Consider the following 21,127-nt stretch of genomic DNA (forward strand, 5'->3'; position numbering starts at 1 on the left):
AGGGAAAACACGCGGCCGATCTTCTTACCGGTTAACACTTACCGGAGGTCGCATGTTTTCGTTTTCTCGCCCGTCGCCGTGGATGTTCGGCGCCGCCGTGACCGCATTGGTCGTCTCGATGCCCGCTTCTGCCCGGCCGACGCACTTCAACGTTCCGGCCCAGTCCGCCGCATCAGGCATTCAGGCTTTCGCCCGGCAGGCCGGCGTGCAACTTCTCGTCCAGAAGGAGCAGACCGACGGCAAGCGCACCGGTGAAGTGAAGGGCAACCTGGAGACGAAGGACGGCCTCTCCCGCCTGCTGCGCGGAACCGGGCTCGAAGTGCTTTCCATCGAGGGCACCGTCATCACCCTTGGCCGCCGCGAGATCGTCTCCTCGACGCCGCGCGGCATCGAGCATGGCGCGTCCTCCATCGTCGTGATGGCCCGCCGTTCCGACGAGCGCATCGCGCGCCGGGCCACCGCCGTGGTCGATGCCGTCCATATCGATGACGTCGCCACGCTGGCGGGCGGCGACGGGTCCGTCGTCGAGCAGCTGATTACGCTCCCCGGCATCACCGGCGTCGAGGAAGGCGACACGCCTCGCTTCATCTCGATCCGCGGCATCTCCGCCAACCTCAACAGCACCCTGATCGACGGCATCGCGCTGGCATCGATCGGATCGGACGGCGACGGTTCGCGTCAGGTCAACCTGCAGCTCGTGCCCTCGAACATGAGTTCGGGCAACGAGGTCTACAAAAGCTTCACGCCCGAGCTTCCCGGCGATGCGATCGGCGGCGTGGTGAACGTCGTCACCCGGTCCGCCTTCGACAAGGACGGGCTCTACACCCTGTTCGACGCCAACGCGATCTACTCCACTTTTCGCGGCCCCGCAGGCATCAACGCCATCACCGGCAGCGGCGCGCACTGGGGCAAGGGCCTGAAAGGCGTCGTCAGCAGCCGGTTCGGCGCGGACGGGCAGTTCGGGATCGTCGTCACCGGCGAATACCAGGACCGCGTGCGCAATTCGTCGAAGTACTGGCAGGCCACCAAGTACTACTTCAGCGACGCGGGCAAGAAGCTCGCGAGCCCGGAAGACCCGAACTGGAACGGGCTGATCGTCCCCTACGACCAGCAATATGCCAGCTACACCAACCAGCTGCGTTCCTACGGCGGTTCGGCCAAGCTGGAATGGTCTTCTCCGGACGAGCGCTTCTATGCATCGATCCTCGGGTTCGGGCGGCGTCGCTATGAAGACTCCACCATGAACAAGCAGGACTACTACACCAAGAATTCGATCTTCGACCAGACCGAGGCGGGCGGCCGCCAGCAGATCAACTCGATCTACACCCGCTACCGCCACGACGACTGGAACCGTCGGCTGTTCGGCGGCATCGGCAATGTCGAATGGACCGAAGGCAAGAGCCACCTGCAGGTGCGCGGCGGCTACACCAAGGCCCTGTACGACAACCACCAGACCTCACTGGTGGCGCGCGCCTATCCCACTTCGGCTTTCCTGACCTACAGCTCGGAAGGCAGGATCCCGCACATCACTTCGCTCAGCGATCCCAAGGTGCTCGACCCGAAGAAGACGCCCTATCTGCTGAGCACCGCCTACGACATGAACCGCGTCGCCCGCGAAGACATGGGCAATGCGCGTATCGACTATTCGTACAACGCAGGCGCCGACGATCGCGGCGTGGGCTTCGTGGTCGGCGCGGAGTGGCGTGACCTGGTGCTGCGCCGCAATCTCGACGAACTGGACTACAAGGTCGGCCGCAACATGGCCGATTACCTCTTCACGCCGGACTACACGGCGGCGGGCGCGATCTCGCCAATGCCGTGGATCAGCTACGGCTTCGTGAGCCAGATGCCGACGCTGGCGGTCGACAAGACCAACACCGCCTACAACTCCGCGATCGGCGACTATCGCTACGCCGAGACGGTCGTGTCGCCGTTCGCCTCGCTCCATTACACCGCCGAGCGTTTCGCCATGGTCTGGGGCCTGCGGTTCGATCACACGCGCTTCACCGCCGACACCCCGCAGGTGTCCAACGGAGCGATCGCGGGGACCGCGCGCAGCCACGGCGGCTATGAATTCGTGCTCCCCTCACTCTCGGCCGAATACAAGCTGACCGATACCGCCACGATCAGCGCATCGGCCAGCCGCACGCTCGGCCGCCCGACGCCCGGCGACATCGCGCAGGCCGAAAGCACGAGCTGCGGCGAGCAGGAGAACGGCAGCGAAGGCTGCGTCATCAGCCGAGGCAACCCCGACCTGCAGCCGCGCCGCGCCACCAACCTCGACTTCACCGCGACGCAGGCGTTCAATCGCGGCAAGGGGCTGGTCGGCGTCAGCCTGTTCGCCAAGTGGATCGACGACGACATCTACAACCTGACCAGCCAGACCTCGATCGGCGACACCGTCTACAAGATCTCCCAGCCGATGAACTCCAGCGGATCGCGCATCATGGGTGCGGAAATGCGGGTCGAGAACAAGGGCATCAAGCTGGCGGGCCAGAAGTTCGACATCTTCGCCAACCTGACCTTGATGAAGGGCCATATGGAGGTCACTTCGGACGGCGGCGTGCGTGAGATCGACCGGCTGCTCTACCAGCCCGCCGTGCTCGCCAATGCGGGCGTGACCTGGCACACGCCGTTCCTGCACAGCGCCTTCACCGCCCGCTACAACTATCGCGGCAAGTACCTCGAAAGCGTCGGCGCCTCGCCGTGGCTCGACGAAGGGCGCGCGGGCTACGGCACGCTCGACCTCAGCCTGACGCAGCGGATCACCTCGTTCGCCACCCTGAAGTACGAGTTTTACAATGCCCTCGGCGAGAAGCCGCGCTGGCTGATGGGCGAGAACCTTCAGTACTACACCGAGGCGGACAACTACGGCCGCACCGCCTTCGTCCACCTCATCATCCGCTGAGACCCGGCGCCATGATCCTCACCGACCGCCGCGCCCTGATGCGCATGATGGGATCGGCCGGCCTTGCCGCCGGCCTTCCCTTCCCCGCCTTCGCCCAGCAGCCGGAACCGCGCAACCTGCTCGCGGTGCCGAGCTTCCCGGATCACCCCTTCAAGCTCGGCATCGCGTCCGGCGATCCGGCTAGCGACGGCTTCGTGATCTGGACCCGGCTTGCCCCGCTGCCGTTCGAACCGCACGGCGGCATGGACCTCAAGCCCGTGGCGGTCGGCTGGGAAGTGGCGGAGGACGAACGCTTCACCGGCGTCGTCGCGAAGGGAACCGCCCTCGCCCATCCGGAACTGGCGCATAGCGTCCATGTGGAAGTGGCGGGCCTGCGCCCGGACAGGCCGTACTGGTATCGGTTCCGCGTGGGCAGCGAGCAGAGCGCGGTGGGCCGGTCCCGCACGATGCCCATGCCCGGCGCGCGGGTAGACCGGGTGCGCTTCGTCGCTGCGGGATGCCAGCACTACGAGCAGGGCCATTTCACGGCATGGCGCCGCATCGCCGAGGAGCCGGTGGACTTCGTGTTCCACTACGGGGACTATATCTACGAAGGCGCGGATCGCGGGCCGGGGCAGTTCAAGGTGAACGGGCGCAGCTACGATCCCGTCCGCCGCCACATCGGCACGGAAATCTATACGCTGGACGATTATCGTCGGCGTCATGCACTCTACAGGTCCGACGCCGACTTACAGGCCGCCCATGCCGCCCTGCCCTTCTGGATGAGCTTCGACGATCACGAAATCGACAACAACTGGGCGAGCGACTTCGATCAGGACGGCACCCCCGCCGAAGTCTTCGCCTTCCGTCGCGCGCTGGCGATGCAGGCCTATTACGAGCACATGCCGCTGCGGCGGTCCTCGATCCCGCAGGGCAGCCACATGCGCATGTTCCGCGCCGCGCAGTACGGAGACCTGCTGAACGCATTCATCCTCGACACACGGCAGTACCGCTCCGACCAGTCCTACGGCGACAAGATCATGCCGCTGGGGCCGGAAGTCTATTCGCCCTACCGCACGATGATGGGTGACGCGCAGGAGCAGTGGCTGTTCGATGGTCTCACCGCCTCGAAGAGCCGATGGAACCTCATCGCCCATCAGGTCATGGTGATGAACCTGATGCAGCGAGACGAGGCCGCGACCACGACCGAGAAGACCTACGCCATGGACCAGTGGCCCGGCTACATGCACAGCCGCCGCCGTCTGCTCGATCACATCGACACGCATTGCCCCGGCAACGTCGTCAACGTGACCGGCGATGCCCACCGGCACTATGCGGGCGATCTCGTTCAGGACAACGGCGACGGCAAGGTGATCTCCAGCGAGTTCCTCGCCACCTCGATCACCTCCGGCGCGGACGGCCAGGGCGATCAGGACGGCTACAGCCGGCAGGTCAGGACGGACAACGCGTTCCTCAAGGCGACGACCGACCAGCGCGGCTACGTACTGTGCGACGTCGGCCGCGATGTCTGGACCGCTGACCTCAAGGTGCTGGACCGGGTGACGGTGCCCGACGGGAAGCTGTCGACTTACGCCCGCTTCGCCATCGAGCGCGGGAAGCCCGGCCTGCACTCGGCCTGAACCGGAGCGCAGGCCAGGGATGCAGCGTCAGACTTCCGGCTGCCAGTCCCGGAACATCTGCTCGCGTGAAAAGCCTGCGGCCTGCGCCGCGTCGATGATACGCCCCCGGCGCTGCGTTCGCGCGGCGCCGAATGGCGGCGAGGCGCCGGGACCAGTGTTGCCGAATTCCATGAACCGGGCATCCTCGGGCTCGAAGAAGGCTGGCTTGCCGTCGGCATCGGTGTACCACATGTTCGTCCACCCGGCGGGGGCGATGTGCGGCCCCATCAAGCAGCGCAGGTAGGCGGCCATTCCCACCGTCTTCACCCGCACGCCGCCGCGCATCGTCGATACGCCCCAAGGACGGCCAAGGAACACGCTGCCATCCGGCACCCCCGTCTCTGCCGTGAGCGCACAGGCATCGAACACCAGTCCCGCAGGCTGATCCGCCACCGTGTTGGGCGCAGTGATATAGCCTTCCACCGGGTCGATGCGCGGCAGCGAACGGATTTCGCACCGTTCGAACCGCGCGGCCGAGCCTCCGAAGATGAAGTCGTAGCTGCCGGTGATGAGGCAGGCGAAGAACAGCGCGCGCCCTTCCGCGCAGTAGAGCGTGTCCTGATGGCTGGTGATCTCGCACTCCGAGACGATAGTGCGATCAGCCCCCCGGCCGAGCGAAAGCGCCAGCGCCTGCTGGCTGCCGCCTTCGTCCGAGCGCATACCCCCCGGCCGTCGCATCTCTGCTGCAGCGTCGAAGGTATTGGCGATGGTCAGGCCATGCAGCCTGACATCGGGCGCGGTGACGCTCAGGCACCAGGTCCGAAAGGTTCCGTAGGGCTTGCCGTCGGGCGCGATCCATCCGGCTGCGGCATCGAAGAACAGCACGCTCCGTCCAGCGCCCTGCCCATGGATCTCTACGTTCGGTCGCTCGATCCGGAACTGCCCGCGATACCGCCCTTCCCCAAGCGCGATCCGCCATGGCTGGCCCTGAGGAACCGAAGCGGCAGCGTCGATCGCCTCCTGCAAAGAGGCGAACCTGCGCCCGGCCGTAGCAGCGGGCATCGCGCCGACGACAGCGTCGAAGGTCGGGGCCGCCCTCGCCGGAATGCTGGCCTGCAAAGGCACAAGCGCGCCCGCGCCGATACCGGCCATGCAGGCCCGGCGTGATATGCCGGCGGCAGCGCCCGCCCTTCCCAACGGAATCGTCAACGTCATCAGGCCTCCTTTACGTTCGTGCGCGCCCGAACACCCGCGCAGCCCCGGCCCTGCGGCGCAGCAACCTGATGCCCTCTTCCCATTTGTTATCGCTACCGTAACGATCCGAAGCGGCCCCGCAAGGGCAATGTCACGTTGCGATGACATCGGCAACGCGGCAACCTCATGCATTGGGTCCGCAATGGTTTCGTCGGGCACGAAAAAGTAACCATGTTCGCCCTAGGCTTTTCCGATGAGGATCGCTGCAATAACGAACTGGGCCTACGCGACGACGGTGTGCCTGACGATCGCCGCCGGTGTCGCGATGGTGATGGCTTCGAGCGCGGATCGGGCCGAACGCTCCGCAGTCAGGCAGCGCGATGTGCTCGACGCATTGACCTTCGAGGTGGAGAACGACCTGTCGGAACTTTCCGATCAGGCCCGACTGGCCGCCATGTCGGACGATCCCGGTCATGAGAGCACGTACCGGCAGATGCTGTCGGCGCTGGATACCGTCGAGCAACGCATCGCGAAGCTGCGCGACAATGGGGCGTCGGAAGCTGAACTGAAACTGCTCCACGCAGGCCTTCAGGGGGCACGCGAGCTTGAGGACGAACAGCAGGCAGCGATAGCGGCCAATCGCGGCGGTAACAGCGAGCGCGCCCGCAGCATCATCTTCGGGCCAAACTATCAGCGCCAACTGGAAGGCGTCAGATACGAGTTCGACCGTTTCCGGTACATGCTCGACCAGCGTTCCGACCGCACGATCGAGGATGCGAGCCTCGCTTCCCAGCGCCTGCGGTCGATATCCGAAATCATGGTGGCGATCACCGCGATCCTGTTCCTCTTCGTCCTGGGCTTCATCCTCAAGCGCCGCATCCTCAAGCCCGTCGTCACTTTGAGCGATGTCGTGAACCGACTGGCGGAACAGGACTACGCCGTCGAGACGCCACAGTTCTCGCAAGTGGACGAGATCGGCGACATGGCGCAGGCGATCCGCATCTTCCGGGAGAACGGCCTCGAGCGCCAGCGGCTGGAGCGCCAGCGGGACGCCGACTGGCGCGTGCGCGACGTGCTCGCCCGCATGACCCAGCGATTGCAAGGTTGCGAGTCCGTGGAAGACCTGTTCAACGTCGTGCGCCTGTTCGCGCCAAGGATCGCCCCGAACCTCGCCGGGCGGCTGTACATTCTGGACGGCCGCATCGACCTCATGGTGTGCGCCACCGAATGGCAGACCCCGAGCGGCAGCGGAGCCAGCTTCAGTCCCGAGGGATGCTGGGCGCTGCGGCGGGGGCAGGTGCATAGTCCGGGCGGCGACCTCGTAGACGTTCCGTGCAGGCACGTCCCGACCGATGTCGCGCAGGCGACAATGTGCGTCCCACTGACGGCGCAGGGAGAGACGATCGGCCTTCTCGTCCTCGAGAACCTCGCCGCCGCGCATGAACCGGATGTATCGACGATCGTCTACATCGAACTGATGTCCGAGACCCTGGGTCTCGCGCTGGCGAACCTGAACCTGCGCGCGGCGTTGCACGAAAAGGCGCTGTTCGACTCCCTGACCGGCCTGCGCAATCGCCACGATCTGCTGGATACGCTGGGCAGGCTGGTGGTGGCTGCCGATGCCACCGATCAGCCGCTAAGCTGCCTGATGCTGGACATCGACCACTTCAAGCGTCTCAACGACCGCTTCGGCCACGATGCCGGAGATCTCGTCATCCGGGCCGTGGCCGGCGTCTTCGGCGGCGTGGTCCGCGACGAAGGGCTGGCGTTCCGCTACGGCGGCGAGGAGTTCCTGATGTTGATGCCCGGCTTCGACGAGCGACAGGCACTGGATCGGGCCAGCCTCATCAGGGACAGGATTGCCGAACTGGAACTGGTCCACGACGGAGAAGTGCTGGGGCCTGTCACAGTCTCGATGGGCATCGCGGTCTACCCCGAGCATGGCACTGCACAGTCGCTCATCATAACGGCCGACGCCGCCCTGCTGAGAGCGAAGGAGGAAGGGCGCGACCGTACTGTCGTGGCCGTGCGGCGCCAGCGCATCGCGAAGGCATCCTGACGGATTTGGGTCGTATCGAAGCCGTTATGGCTCCATCGCGCGTTGCCCGCTTTGGCCCGATACGTCATGAACCGGAGTTCAGGCGTTTGCAGCACAAGTAAACACCTAAAAATTTGTAAATATAGTTCTCATCGATGTGGCAGGCGTACTGCTGTGCAGAGATATCTGCGATGCATCCGATCAATGGATGCAGTTGATCTCTATCTGCGTAGAGTCCCTGATTGAGATTTCGGGGCCATGAAGTCATTTGCCGTGTTTGGTAACGAGACTGCGTCAGACGATACAGGAGAGACTGGTGGCGGCAGGCAAAGTGCCCTCTGTTTCCCGTAATGCAGACCAGCTCCACGGGGCACGGCAGGCGTCGTCTGCGCCCCGTGCATGCAACTCGGGGGGGCCGGCACCGACATCATGACCGCAGGGGCGCTCGGCATCATGGTGCTGACTATCTCCGGCCTGGCGATCGTTGCGCTCGCCGTGCTTCGGATCGGAGAGCGCCGCCGTGCCAATCGCATCGTTGCGTGGTTCGACGCGATGAGCTTGGGCGACTTCTCAAACGCCGCCATTCCAGCCGCTCTCGATGTCGACACACGCGTTTTGCAGGCGGCGGAGGGGCTACGCCTTTCCATCGAAACCCAGATGGCGCATCTCGGCGAAGCCGCGCGGCTCGACCCCCTGACGCGGCTGCTCAACCGGGAGTTCTTCCGCAGGCAGGTCAGCCCCTACATGGAAGAGGCAGCGGCAGGTCGTCTTCATGCGATGCTGTTCATCGACATCGACGGATTCAAGCAGGTCAACGACACGCTCGGCCACAATCTGGGCGACCGCCTGCTGCAGATCACGGCCGACCGCCTCCGCCTGTCGATCCGCCATCGGGCGGATGGCGACATCGAGGACGAATCCCCCAGTTCCCCGCTCATCGCCCGGTTCGGCGGGGACGAATTCGTGCTGTTCCTGCCGAACATCCGCTCCACTTTGGTCGCTCAGAAAGTGGCTGCCCGCATATTGAGGGTTCTCGCCGAGCCCTTCGAACTCGGCACGCACGCCGCCAGCATCAGCGCCAGCATCGGCATCGCGCTGGCGCCGGAGCATGGCCGGAGCTACGGCGAAGTGCTGCGCGTCGCGGACACGGCGATGTACCACGCCAAACGGTCGGGCCGGAACCGCAGCGCAATGTTCGACAGTACGCTGGAAGAAGAAGCGCGCATCGAGGCGGAAACCGAGCAGGAACTGCGCGATGCGGTCGCTCGTGGCGAGTTCATGCTCTATTTCCAGCCGCTCTACGAAATGGCGACCTTGCGAATATGCTCGGCCGAGGCGCTGATCCGCTGGAACCACCCGCACAAAGGCATTGTCTCGCCGATCGAGTTCATTCCGCTCGCCGAAAAGACCGGCATCATCAACCAGATCGGCGAGTGGCTCATCAATGAGGCCGCCAAGCAGATCGCGCAGTTCGCGCAGGGCGGTTGTCCGGTGATGATCTCCGTGAACGTCTCGCCGGGACAACTCGAACGGATCGAGTTTCCGGCCATGGTGCGGGCAGCGCTCCAGCTCTGGAAAGCGCCGCCCCACCTGCTCCAGCTCGAAATCACCGAGAACGTCGCGATGCGCGATTCCGAACTGGCAGCGCAGCGATTGCGCCAGATCAGCGACATCGGGGTATCCATCGCCATCGACGATTTCGGCACCGGATATTCAAACCTCTACAACCTCATCCACCTTCCCTTCACGCGCCTGAAGATGGACCGTTCGCTGGTCAAGGATCTCGCTTCCCGCGCCGACGCGAGGATACTTGCGCAGACGATCATCACGATGGCCAACAGTCTCGGCCTCGAAACGGTCGCGGAAGGGATCGAGACGCACACGCAGTTCGAATTGCTGCTCGGCATGGGGTGCGACGTCGGTCAGGGTTTCTACATGTGCAAGCCGGTTGCCGCCGAACTGTTCATGCCGATACTCTGCAACAGCGGCAGGCTTGCCCATACTGCGGGGAGCCGCACGGATGCGGCATGATCGGGCGGCATTGGCCTTCGCGGCGCTATGGCTGTATCACGGACCCGCGAGCGCGCAGGATCTCGGCGAACCGCCACATCTGACACCGGCTACGGATGCGGACGCGGCAACTGCTCCGCCCAAGCTACTGGACCTTCCGCTGGAAGACCTCCTTACCATCGAGTCCACTTCGGTCGCCAAGAAGCGGCAGCGCGTGTCGGAATCCGCGGCGGCCGTCTACGTCATCACGCGCGAGGATATCCGCCGGTCGGCGGCGCGCACAATCCCCGACCTCCTGCGCGGCATTCCTGGGGTCGAAGTCGCGCAGCCGTTCAACACCAACCCCGCGGTCACGATACGCGGGTTCAACAGCATCCTCGCCAACTCGCTGTTGGTGATGATCGACGGGCGCTCGATCTACGTCTCCACCTTCTCAGGCGTGTTCTGGGACCAGTTGCTGATCCCGCTGAGCGACATAGAGCGCATCGAGGTGGTACGCGGGCCCGGCGCAGCGCTTTGGGGCGCGAACGCGGTGAACGGCGTCATCAACATCATCACCCGCCACAGCGCGGACACGCTCGACACCCGTGTGGAGGGCCGGGCCGGAAACCGCGATCAGGAAATCTCCGTCTCGCAGGGCGGGCGACTGACGGAGGCGCTCAGCTATCGCCTTTACGGGGCTCTCCGTCGCAACGAGGGAATGGTTGATAAGAGCGGTTCGGATGCAGGCGCCGCCGGCAGGTCGCGGGCCATCGGCGGGCGCATTGACTGGGAGCCGAACGAAGATGATGCCATCACGCTGCAAGGCGACTTTTCCAGCGGCCATGCAAATGAGCCCAAGTTCATCTTCAACGGCAACTTGCTGCAACCCGGCAGCCTCCTGCTCGACGGGCGCGAGGAGTTTCATGCCGGCAGCGCCCTCGCTCGCTGGGCGCACAAGCAAAGCGAGAAATTCGACTGGTCGGTGCAGGCCTACTACGAACGAACGATACGCGACAATCCGCTGTCCACGCACCTGCACTGGGAACTGGCGGACCTCGACCTCGCCATGCACTGGGACCCGGCGGGCGCGCATGACCTGAACTGGGGCGTGGGCGCCCGGATCATGCATGACAGCGCAACAACCGGACCGCTGTTCAGCCTGTCGGACCCCAGCCGCACCGACCGCTGGGTCAGCGGGTACGTGCAGGACGACATCTCCATCGTCCCGGACAAGGTCAGGCTGACCGTCGGCGCGAAGGTGGAGCACAACAACTTCACCGGCTTCGAATTCCAGCCCAGCGTGCGTCTCTTCGTCCGACCGGATCGACACCTCGCATTCTGGGGCGCCGTTTCGCGGGCCGTGCGCACACCGTCACGCTTCGAGCGGTCGGCCATGTTCATGCCGCCCTTCTCTCCCCCGGGCAGCGAGGATAACCCGGGTCCGATACCGGTCTACACCGAAGTGAGGGGCCGCAACGCAGGCACGAGCGAGAAGCTCACCGCCTATGAACTGGGCCTGCGGGCAGACATGGGAGCAGGATGGTCGGTCGATGTGGCGGGCTACTACAATCGCTACGACCGGCTGGCGACGGTGGAACTGGTCGACACGACGCTTATCTTCGTGCCTCAGGCGGCTTATCCGGTGGGCCTGCGGGTCGATCTGGGTATCTTCCCTGTCGGCAAGGCGCGGACGTATGGCGTCGAGGCGGTGCTCAAGGGCAGCCCGACGCCCTGGTGGCAGACCGAACTGAGCTGGTCGCATTTCGACTTCTCGATCTCGAGAGACCCGAAAACCGGCGACGATTTCTCCTTCACCTTTCCGCTCGATTATTCACCTCGCAACCAGATTTCGTGGCGGAACAACTTCGACCTCAGTAGCCGGCTGACCCTGAGCACCCAGATCATCCACGTCGATCGCCTGTCCGGCCCTGCGGTCCCCGGCTACACCGATCTCAATCTTCGCGCGCAATGGCAGATGTCTTCCGCGCTCTCGTTGTCGCTGGTGGGCGAGAACCTGTTCCACGACCAGCGGCTGGAGTTCTCGCAGAACCGCTATCCCGCGCCGGACAGTTACCAGCCACGGCGCGTTTCCGCGCAAGTCAGGCTGCGGTTCTGATGGGTGGCCTCTCGTTCCTCCTGCGCTGCGCTGCCACGGTGGCGCTCTTCATGGCGAACGAAGGCATTGCTGAAGCTCAGATGCGCGACGCGGACGCCCTGCGCGCAGCGCTGGTCTTCAACATCATCCGTTTCGTCGACTTTCCCGACGCCGGAAGCAGTGGAACCCTGATCCTTTGCGTGGTCCGCGAGGCGACCAATGGCGCAGCGCTGGCTTCGCTGAGAGGCCAGCGCGTGGGCAGCCAGATTATAACCGTGCGCGCCGCCCCCGAAAGCCCGGCAGGCTCCTGCAATGTTCTCTACATGGGCGCTGCGAACGCAGCCGACATCACGCGAACGCAAGGGCCGGGCATGCTTCTGATCGGTGAGGGAGCCAATTTCATCGGATCGGGTGGAACCGTAGGCCTGGTCCAGACCGGCCGACAGATCCGCTTCGAGATAAACATGCGCGCCGCACGGCGGGCGAATGTCGTCATCAGTTCGCAACTGCTGCGACTGGCGTCACGGGTGCAGCAGTGACGCTGTTCCGGCGCAGCCCGATCGACCTCCTGCGCGCCATGCGGTTCCGCAACAAGCTGCTGACGCTCACCACCGCGACCGCAGGCGTCGCGCTGCTGCTCTCCTGCCTCGGGCTGGTAGGCTTCCGTTATGCCAGCGAGCACGATCTGGCACAGCGCCGCCACGCGCAGGTGGCGCAGGTCATCACCGGAAATATCGGCGCAGCGCTGGTCTTCGGCGATACGAACGCCGCCGCGGAGACCCTGCAGACGGTTGCCGGAATCGAGGACATCCGCTGGATACGGGCGACGTTGCCTGACGGCACCCAGATCGCCAGATTCGATCAGCCCGCGACGCCCGGCGCACCCGCGGAAGTGGCGGACGAGACAACCTCGTTTCCCATCGTCGTCAAGGGCGAGAATGTCGGCACGCTGAGCATGGGCGTGCGGAACCTCACATTCGATGAAACGCTCATGGCCACCGCGCCTCCCGCGCTGTTCCTGTTCCTGCTGTGCATGCTGATCGCCCTGGCGCTCGGAAAGGCCCTGAATGCCATGGCCTTCCGTCCTATCGACCGCCTGAACGACGCGATGCAGCAGATCGGCGTGTCCGGCGATTATTCGATGCGGCTCGGCAAGGAAGACGACAGGGACTTCGACCAGATCGTCTCAAGCTTCAACGCTATGCTCAACGAGATCGCCGCGCGCACCGCGGTCCTGTCGGACACCGCGAAGGCACTCGGCACAGCCAGGGACGAGGCCGAGGAGGCCAACCTCGCCAAATCGCAGTTCATCGCCAACATGAGTCACGAACTGCGCACGCCGCTGAACGCCATCATCGGCTACACCGAAATCCTGCGCGACGATCTGGACGGCGCGCAGATGACCCGATCCCGCGAGGATGTGGACTGGATCTACAGTTCGGCACGGCACCTGCTGGGGCTCATCAACTCCATCCTCGACTTCTCCAAGATCGAGGCCGGCCGCGCCGAACTCGACATCCATGCGATCGACCTGCGCCGTTTCATGCGCGAGGTTGGCTCGATGCTGGAACCTCTCGCAGCGCAGAAGGGCAATACCCTGCATATCGAAGTCGCGCCGGACACGCGCGACATGCTCTCGGACTCGACGAAGATCCGGCAGTGCCTGCTCAACCTCGGCAGCAACGCCTGCAAGTTCACCGAGAACGGCTTCATCGTCATCAGCGTCCGCGCCGATGACGGGTGCGTGATCTTTACCGTATCGGACAACGGCATCGGCATGACCCCGACGGAAGTCGGCAAGCTGTTCGAGCCTTTCGTGCAGGCCGACGCCAGCACGACGCGCCAGTTCGGCGGCACCGGCCTCGGGCTCGCGATCACGCGGCGCTACGCCGAGATGCTCGAAGGATCAGTCGCGGTGGAGAGCACGAAGGATCAGGGATCGACTTTCACCCTTTCGGTGCGCCAGTTTCTGCGCGACGCCCAATCGACCGGAGACGTGGCAGAGACAGCCGACTCCACGACGCCGTCTCCGCCTGCATCCCGCGAGCGGCCGCTGGCCCTCATCGTCGATGACGAGCCCACCGCCGCCGATCTGCTCGCCCGCGTGGCGCGAGCGGGTGGCTACGACTGCATGGTGGCGACGAACGGCGACCAGTGCATCGCCGTCGCCAGTCGGGACAGGCCGGACCTGATCCTCCTCGACCTCGCCATGCCCCAGGTCGATGGCTGGACGGCACTCGAGCGCCTGCGCGATCATCCCGAATTGGCGACCATTCCGGTAGTGGTCGTCACGGTGGATGACGATCGCCGCCGCGTGCTGTCCGCCGGAGCGAGCGATCATCTGCTGAAGCCGCTGGATCGCGGAGAACTGGGCGACGTACTGTCGCTCTATGCCGAACGACGGTCGGGCAAGGTGCTTATCGTCGAGGACGATGAAGCCACCGCCCGCCTTTACGAGCGCGGCGTGAGCCAGCTTGGCTTCGTGACAAGGACTGTTGCGGATGGGCAGGCCGCGCTTGAAGCCCTGGCCCATGAGGATTTCGCTTTCGTGATAACCGATCTCGGATTACCCCTGCTTGACGGCTTCGGCGTCATCGATGCGATTTCCCATATGGCGGAAGAGCACCGCCCTTCGGTAATCGTCGTCAGTGGCAAAGTGCTCGACGAGACGGGCATCCGGAAGCTGTCTGGCAAGGTGCTTCATGTTCTGGAGAAGGCCGGGCTAAGCCCTCGAAGGCTTGCCGGTACTTTGAGATGATGGAACACACGGCACTTGCAGGTAGGGGAGTAGTGGACGTGGCGCTGGACGTAGAGGGGGATCCGATCGACACGGCACAGTATTCGATCCTCGTCGTCGACGACATGGAAGCCAACCGCACGATGCTGGCACGGCGGCTGGAGAAGCTCGGCTACCGGGTGGCGAGCGTGGACAGCGGTGCCGCAGCCTTGGCGCAGATCGAAACCCGCGCGCCGGACCTGCTCCTGCTCGACTACATGATGCCACAGATGAGCGGGCTTGAGGTGCTGCAGCGCCTCCGCTCCGGCAGCCCCGAAACGGCGGATCTCCCGGTCATCATGGTGACCGCCCGCGCGGAGGGCGAAACCACCGTCGAGGCCCTGTCCGCGGGCGCCGACGATTATGTAACCAAGCCGGTCGACTTCGACGTGCTTCACGCGCGGATCAGGACGCAGCTGATCAAGCACAGCGGAACCGACAAGCTGCGCAGGATGAACGCCGTTCTGGACGAGCGCATGACCCTGCGCAACCTGACGCTGGCGGACCTCGAAGGCGAACTCGCGGATGAAGTCAGGCGGCGTCGCGAACTGGAGCGCGAACTGGAAACGGGAGGCGGGGCCAGCGCGCCCGCCGTCCCGATCGCGGAGAACGAACTCCATGCCGTTCTCGCGCGGATTTCCCAGCGTTTCGACGTGCTGTTCAACAATGTCCTCGCGGGCAACAACCCCAACTTGGCGCAACTGGCTGAAATTCGTGCGCTGATTGCGCAGGCCGCGCATTTCGCAGGCATGGATGCACCTTCCGATGCCGAATGAGGCCGATATCGGTCGCTTGGCTTAGCGCCATTGCTGGACTAAGGGCCGGTCCCTCCCCGATGTGACCGAGTTTGCCGATGCTTCCCGTGAAAGACCTTGCCCAGCTTGGACAGCGCATCGCCGCGACGCATGGGTGGCCCGCCGCCAAGGCGTTCAAGGCCTATGTCTGGAGCGATGAAGATCAGGCCCTGATCGCGGGCTGCGCTTCCGACATGCTGAAGGTCTTTCCGAAAGAGGCCGGAACCGAGCACTTGCTGAGCGCCGCTCTTGCAGTGCAGCTGGAGCGTCGGCTGCAGGCGCCTGTCCATCTCGTAGCGGGCACGTTGAGCCTCGATGGCGTGCCGGTGCGCGGCAATCGTCAGCCGTTCGACGGGCCGGCCGTGTTCGCCACGGAGCAGCCTGCCTGGCGCGGCCATATCTGGGTAATGGTGGGGCCGCACATCGTCGATGCCGCGATCTTCCGCCTCGCCAATTCGCCCGACTGCCCGCCTGCGCTTGCCCGCCACGTCCATTCGGTGTTCGGCTCGGACAAGGGGCTCTACGCCGACCAGTGGCGACGCTCCCGGCGGCTCGGGCTGGAGTACGAGCCGCAGTATGTCCTCAGCGGCGACGAGGTGGATCGCCTGATGGGTGCCGCCTATCGCCTGATGACGGGCGGCGAGCGATAGGAATGTCCGCGCCGGTCCTCTACAGTTTCCGCCGCTGCCCCTACGCTATGCGGGCAAGGTTGGCGCTGGCGGTGAGCGGGACGGACTACGAACTGCGCGAGATCAAGCTGTCCGCCAAACCCGAGGCGATGCTGGCCGCCTCGCCCAAAGGCACCGTTCCCGTGCTCGTGCTGCCCGATGGCGAAGTGATCGACCAGAGCATCGACATCATGCGCCGGATGCTCGCGCGTCACGACCCGGAAGACTGGCTGGACCGGGACGATCCGGTGCTGATCGCCGCGAACGACGGTCCGTTCAAGCACGACCTCGATCGCTACAAGTACCCGGAACGACACGGCGCAGATGCCATGGCCCATCGTGCGAGCGGGCTGGAATTCCTGCGCGAGATCGACGGCAGGCTCGCGCAGACCGGCCATCTGTGCGGCGAGACGCGCGGGCTGGCGGATGCCGCCGTGGTCCCGTTCGTGCGGCAGTTCGCGGCGGTGGACCGGGAATGGTTCGACGCGCAGCCGCTGCCACACCTCAAGCCTTGGCTGTCGGACTACCTCGCCTCCGAACTGTTCGATGCCATCATGCTGCGGGTGCCGCCGTGGGCACCGTCGGACGCGCCCATTAGCGGCCCGGTCCTGCCGTAACGCCGAGACCCTACCTCCCGCCGAGGGCGCCGATGAAGCGGTGAAGATCGGCGCTCAGCTGCGTCAGCCCCGCCTCGTCCTCGAACACCGAATGGCCCGCCGCATAGCGCGCATAAGTCACGCGGTCGGCAGGCACGCCCGCCTGCTCAAGCGCGAACTGCCCGGCGTAGACCGGCGTCGTGATGTCGTAGTACCCGCCCCCTGCGAAGAGCTTGAGGCCCGGCTGCGCTTCCATCGCCGCCTTGAGGTAGGGTGCAAACGACATCGCGCGGTAGCTGCCGCCGTATTCCTTGTCCCAGTTCCACTTGAAGTTGATGCCGAGGTTGAGGCTGCGATAGGGGCTCGGCGGCGCATAGCGCAGCTCGTCCTTGAGGTAGCTTTCGATCCCGGCGCTGGTGCCCGAGCCGAGCGACATCGACGGATCGTCGAACGGCGGGCGCAGCTTCGATTCCGCGATGGCGCGCGTCGCCCGGCCATCGAGCTGGCCGGTGCGCAGGCCCTTGCCGGCCAGCAGGTTCAGCATGAAATCGTAGTTGTCGAGCCGCAGGTTCTTCGCCTCGATCGCCGCGGCGGGGATGCCGATCAGCGCGGACATCCGCTCGGCGACCTGCCTGCGCTCGACTTCCGGCAGCGACGGGCCGCGCATCAGGGCAGAGGCATATTCGGTCTGGGCGAAGCGCAGCGCCTCGGCATAGTGCTGGGCGACGGTGCGCCCGCCCCGGTCGATCGCGTCATGATACCAGGCGACGGCGGCGAAAGTCGGGAGGTGCATCGCTTCGGACAGCACCGGGCCGTCCGCATCGCCGATCGCGAGGGACAACAGCACGACGCCAGCGGGCAGCCGCTTCTTCGCCTTCATGTCCTCGTTCAGGATCGCCAGCGCGCGCGAGGTGCCGTAGCTCTCGCCAACCAGCACGCGCGGGGAAGCGGTACGACCGTTGGCCTTCACCCATGCCTCGATCATCGCCGAGACACCGCGCGCATCGCCGCCGACACCCCAGTAGCCGGTGGCGTCGCGGTCCTTCACCGGCATGCTCGCGCCCGTGCCCACCGGATCGATGAAGACGAGGTCGGCGACGTCGAGCAGGCTGTGCGGATTATCCTCCAGATGTGCCGCATCGCCCTTGCCGACCATGCGTCGCGGCCCCAGCGCCTGCATGTGCAGTGGCGAGGACGACGCGCCCGGACCGCCGTTGAACACGAACAGGATCGGGCGGGTCGCCGGATCGCCCTTCGCCTGCGCCACGTAGGCATAGCTCACCCCCACCGCCACCGGCGCGCCGTCAGGCCCCGGCATCGGCAGTTCGGTGACGATGGCCTTGTACGCCAGCTTGCGCCCGGCGATCTTCGCGGAATGGTCGGTGACGACGACGCGGCTGGCCGCGCTGTCACGCGGGACCATCGGTTCCATCGCGCGCAGGAACGCGGGCGACATCGGCGCATCGCCGTCCTGTGCGTGGGCAACGACAGAGGTCGTCGCAAGGAGCATGGCAGCGATGACGGAGAAGTGACGCATGGACGTTTCCTGCAAGTGCGGGGATAAAGATCAGGCGCGCGGCAGCGCGGCGAGGAGGCGGTCGATGTCCTGCTCTTCGTTGAACACCGAAGGGCAGACCCGGAAGCGGTTGCGCGACAGGGTGATGCGCACGTTCGCGGCCTTCAGCGGCTCGGACAGCTTGGCATAGGCCCCCTCCAGCGCGCAGGTGACGAGCGGCGTGCGCGATCCTTCAGGGGTGACGATGGCATAGCCCTTGTCCGCCAGTCCCTTGCGCAACCGCGTCAGCAGCGGCAGGCGATGCGCGACCATGCGGTCGATGCCGAGGCCGAGGATATAGTCCAGCGACCAGTCGAGTTGTGCCAGGACGGTATGCGAGCGGGTGCCGCCCGCGAACATCCCCTCCATGTCGCCGCGCGGCGTGGTGTCGGCGATGCTCTCGCCCGGCGGGTCGAAGGGATAGACATGCGGCGCGAACCCGGCGAGCTGGTAGTAGCCGAAATGGGTGCGCTTCAGCTTCTCGCGCAGGTCGGCGCGGGCATACAGGAAGCCCAGTCCGAAATCGCCCATGAGCCACTTGTAGCTGGCGCTCGCGACGAAATCGACGCCGCTGGCGCGCACGTCGATGGGGATCGTGCCCGCCGCGTGGATGATATCCGCATAGACGAGCGCGCCGCGCGCGTGGGCGATCTCGCAGATGCGCTTCAGGTCGTGCTCGAAGCCGTTGTAGGTCGATACGAGCGAGAGCGCGACGAGCCGCGTCCCCGGCGTGATCGCCCGCTCGTAGGCCTCGACGGAGATCCGCCCGCCCTTGGGCCGGAGCCATGCTACGTCGACGCCCTGCTTCGCCAGTTCCTCGTAGAGATAGAACGAGCCAAAGAAGTGCAGCGTATCGGTGACGATGCGCCCGCCGCCGCGCGGGAAGTCCAGCGCCTCGATCACCAGTTGCTCGCCCGCCGTGGTGCTCTGGACGAAGGCGAGTTCGTCCGGCGTCGCGTTGATGAGACGCGCGAAGTTCTCCTTCACGCGCTTCTCGACCTCGTCGGTGGGATAGTGCCCTTCCATGCCCACACGCTGGTCGAGATAGCGCTGCACGGCGGCGCGCGCCCCGAGCGGGATCGGATGCATCGTGCCGCTGTCGAGATAGCCCGCCACGGACGGTGCGAAGGCGGTACGGTCGGGGAACTGCACCGGCTTGGCGGCCACCACCGCGCGTGCGGCGAGCGGCACCATCGGCACCGCTCCTGCTCCGGCCAGCACGCCGCGCCGTGTCATTCCCGTCGTTCCCATGCGCGCTTCCGTTTCCATCCTGATGCACACTAGCCCGATGTCGGCGAATAGATTTCACTGATGTTCGGCGCGGTGGGATGCGATCGGATGCCCGAAGCACCCGCAACCACACCCCAACTGCGCATAAAAATGCCTCAGCCTCAAAGCTATCGTCCGCGCAAGATCCGGAGACCCGACGATGCTGCGACTGGCTGCAATTCCCGCCCTGATGATGGCCATGGCCGCACCCGCCCAGGCCGCGCCAATGTGCAAGGCGGATGCGGTCGAGACGCGGCACCATGCCGTGATCGGTGGCAGGCGCATCGACTATGCCGCCTGCGCGGGCACCCTGCCGGTCCGCAACCTCAAGGGCGAAGTGCGCGGACGTATCTTCTACACCGCCTATATCGTGCAAGGCCGCAAGCCCCGCCCGCTGACGTTCATATGGAACGGAGGGCCCGGTGCGGATTCGCGGCTGCTGCACTTCCACGCGCTCGGCCCGCGCGTGATCGCCGGGGGGCGACTTACCGACAATCCGGCGAGCCCACTCGCAGTCAGCGATCTCGTCTTCGTCGATCCGGTGGGCACGGGCTTCAGCCGAGCCGATACGCCGGACCATTCCGCAGACTTCTACGGCACGCGGGCGGACATCGCCTCGGTCGCCGGGTTCGTCTCCGACTGGCGTACCACCTACAAACGCACCGACGCGCCGCTCTATCTTGCGGGCGAAAGCTTCGGCACATGGCGCGCGGCGGGCGTGGCTGAAGCGCTGGTGGATGCCGGCACTCCGGTCGCGGGCATCGCGCTGATCTCCGGCGGTATCCCGCTCGGCGACATGCCCGACCGCAACCTCATGCGCGCGCTTTCGCTCGACAGCCGGATCGCCACGGCGCACGCGCTTGGGCGCCTTGCGCCGAACACCGATCGCGCGAAGATGCTGGCCGAGGCACGGCAGTGGGGCACGCAAGTCTATGCCCCCGCCCTCGCCGCCCCGGACGCGCTTTCGCCGGAGCAACGCGCCGCCGTGATCGCCGCGCTCGCCCGTTATCAGGGCATGGACCCAGCCATCGTCGACGGCAAGACGCTGTGGGTCTCGCCGCGCCAGTTCCGCACCGCGCTGCTGGCGAACGAGAAGAAGGTGCTCGACATCTTCGACATGCGCCGCTCCGGCCCCGAGCCGGACGAGGCGGCGGAGAACGCGCTGGCGCTCGATTACTACCGAACGACCCTCGGATACCGCGAGGGCAGCTATGCCGGGATTGACGCGCCCGCGCCCGATGCCGGAGCCAAATGGCAGTACGACCAGTCACCGATCACGAAGGAGTCGCTCGCCCGCGCCATGGCCGGGGAAGGTCCGCCCAGCCCTTCGCAGCCGTGGACGCTGCGCGCGATGGAGAAGGCCCCGAAACTGCGCACATGGGTGGCGGCGGGCCGGTTCGATTCCCTCAACAGCTGCGCTGGCAACGAGGCGACCGTCGCGGCGCTGCCGAAGTCCGTCGCCGCGCGCTTCGTGTTGCGCTGCTACGAAGGCGGGCACATGATGTATGAGGATGATCGCGAAACCCTCCGCTTCGGGCGTGAGTTTTCTGCGTTCCTCAAGCGAGGCGCATAAATTTTGCGCCTCGGCATGGTGGCGCAATAAAAATCCGCTGACAGATGCGCCGACGCCGGTGCGAACGCAAA

At 65.5% G+C, this 21,127-nt stretch carries 14 protein-coding genes; 11 read left to right on the forward strand and 3 right to left on the reverse strand.

Annotated features, from left to right (window positions below; genetic code table 11):
- The first annotated feature begins 52 nt into the window (after positions 1-52).
- Positions 53-2,908 carry a TonB-dependent receptor gene (locus LO787_RS19465; protein ID WP_232492637.1) on the forward strand — a complete coding sequence of 952 codons (2,856 nt, stop codon included), beginning with the start codon at positions 53-55 and terminating at the stop codon, positions 2,906-2,908.
- Between the two features lie 11 nt (positions 2,909-2,919).
- Positions 2,920-4,527 (forward strand): alkaline phosphatase D family protein, encoded by a 1,608-nt coding sequence (locus LO787_RS19470; protein WP_232492638.1) that lies wholly within the window; start codon positions 2,920-2,922, stop codon positions 4,525-4,527.
- 27 nt (positions 4,528-4,554) lie between these two features.
- Here the strand turns inward: LO787_RS19470 and LO787_RS19475 are convergent, their stop codons facing one another.
- Entirely contained in the window at positions 4,555-5,721 is a 1,167-nt protein-coding gene (locus LO787_RS19475; RefSeq protein ID WP_232492639.1) for a pectinesterase family protein, read from the reverse strand.
- A 232-nt stretch (positions 5,722-5,953) separates the two neighbouring features.
- On the opposite strand from LO787_RS19475, the gene LO787_RS19480 reads away from it, so the two are divergent.
- From LO787_RS19480 to LO787_RS19515, 8 genes are all read left to right on the forward strand, one after another.
- Positions 5,954-7,759, forward strand: a complete 1,806-nt coding sequence (locus LO787_RS19480) for a diguanylate cyclase (protein WP_232492640.1) — start codon at positions 5,954-5,956, stop codon at positions 7,757-7,759.
- Between the two features lie 378 nt (positions 7,760-8,137).
- The gene (locus LO787_RS19485) at positions 8,138-9,769 is read left to right on the forward strand and encodes a putative bifunctional diguanylate cyclase/phosphodiesterase (protein WP_232492641.1); all 1,632 of its coding nucleotides are present in this window, start codon (positions 8,138-8,140) and stop codon (positions 9,767-9,769) included.
- On the forward strand, positions 9,759-11,846 hold the full coding sequence (locus LO787_RS19490; RefSeq protein ID WP_232492642.1) for a TonB-dependent receptor plug domain-containing protein: 2,088 nt from the start codon (positions 9,759-9,761) through the stop codon (positions 11,844-11,846). Before LO787_RS19485 ends, LO787_RS19490 begins: the two co-directional genes overlap by 11 nt.
- A complete protein-coding gene (locus tag LO787_RS19495; protein ID WP_232492643.1) occupies positions 11,846-12,364 on the forward strand; it encodes a YfiR family protein in 519 nt (172 codons plus the stop codon). The genes LO787_RS19490 and LO787_RS19495 overlap by 1 nt, the downstream gene beginning before the upstream one ends.
- Entirely contained in the window at positions 12,361-14,583 is a 2,223-nt protein-coding gene (locus LO787_RS19500) for a response regulator (protein WP_232492644.1), read from the forward strand. Before LO787_RS19495 ends, LO787_RS19500 begins: the two co-directional genes overlap by 4 nt.
- A gap of 38 nt (positions 14,584-14,621) precedes the next feature.
- Complete coding sequence (locus LO787_RS19505) at positions 14,622-15,377, forward strand: response regulator transcription factor (protein WP_232492645.1); 756 nt, start codon at positions 14,622-14,624, stop codon at positions 15,375-15,377.
- Positions 15,378-15,454: 77 nt separating this feature from the next.
- Entirely contained in the window at positions 15,455-16,045 is a 591-nt protein-coding gene (locus LO787_RS19510; protein WP_232492646.1) for a hypothetical protein, read from the forward strand.
- Positions 16,046-16,047: 2 nt separating this feature from the next.
- Complete coding sequence (locus tag LO787_RS19515) at positions 16,048-16,680, forward strand: glutathione S-transferase (protein WP_232492647.1); 633 nt, start codon at positions 16,048-16,050, stop codon at positions 16,678-16,680.
- A 10-nt stretch (positions 16,681-16,690) separates the two neighbouring features.
- Here the strand turns inward: LO787_RS19515 and LO787_RS19520 are convergent, their stop codons facing one another.
- Both LO787_RS19520 and LO787_RS19525 read right to left on the reverse strand, forming a co-directional pair.
- Complete coding sequence (locus LO787_RS19520; protein WP_232492648.1) at positions 16,691-18,196, reverse strand: S10 family serine carboxypeptidase-like protein; 1,506 nt, start codon at positions 18,194-18,196, stop codon at positions 16,691-16,693.
- Between the two features lie 30 nt (positions 18,197-18,226).
- Entirely contained in the window at positions 18,227-19,465 is a 1,239-nt protein-coding gene (locus tag LO787_RS19525) for an aminotransferase class V-fold PLP-dependent enzyme (RefSeq protein WP_232492649.1), read from the reverse strand.
- A gap of 178 nt (positions 19,466-19,643) precedes the next feature.
- Between LO787_RS19525 and LO787_RS19530 the strand changes: the two genes are divergently transcribed.
- On the forward strand, positions 19,644-21,056 hold the full coding sequence (locus LO787_RS19530) for a S10 family serine carboxypeptidase-like protein (protein WP_232492650.1): 1,413 nt from the start codon (positions 19,644-19,646) through the stop codon (positions 21,054-21,056).
- The last annotated feature ends 71 nt before the right edge of the window (positions 21,057-21,127 follow it).

This window comes from Novosphingobium kaempferiae (assembly GCF_021227995.1).
In the GTDB taxonomy this organism is placed as follows: domain Bacteria; phylum Pseudomonadota; class Alphaproteobacteria; order Sphingomonadales; family Sphingomonadaceae; genus Novosphingobium; species Novosphingobium kaempferiae.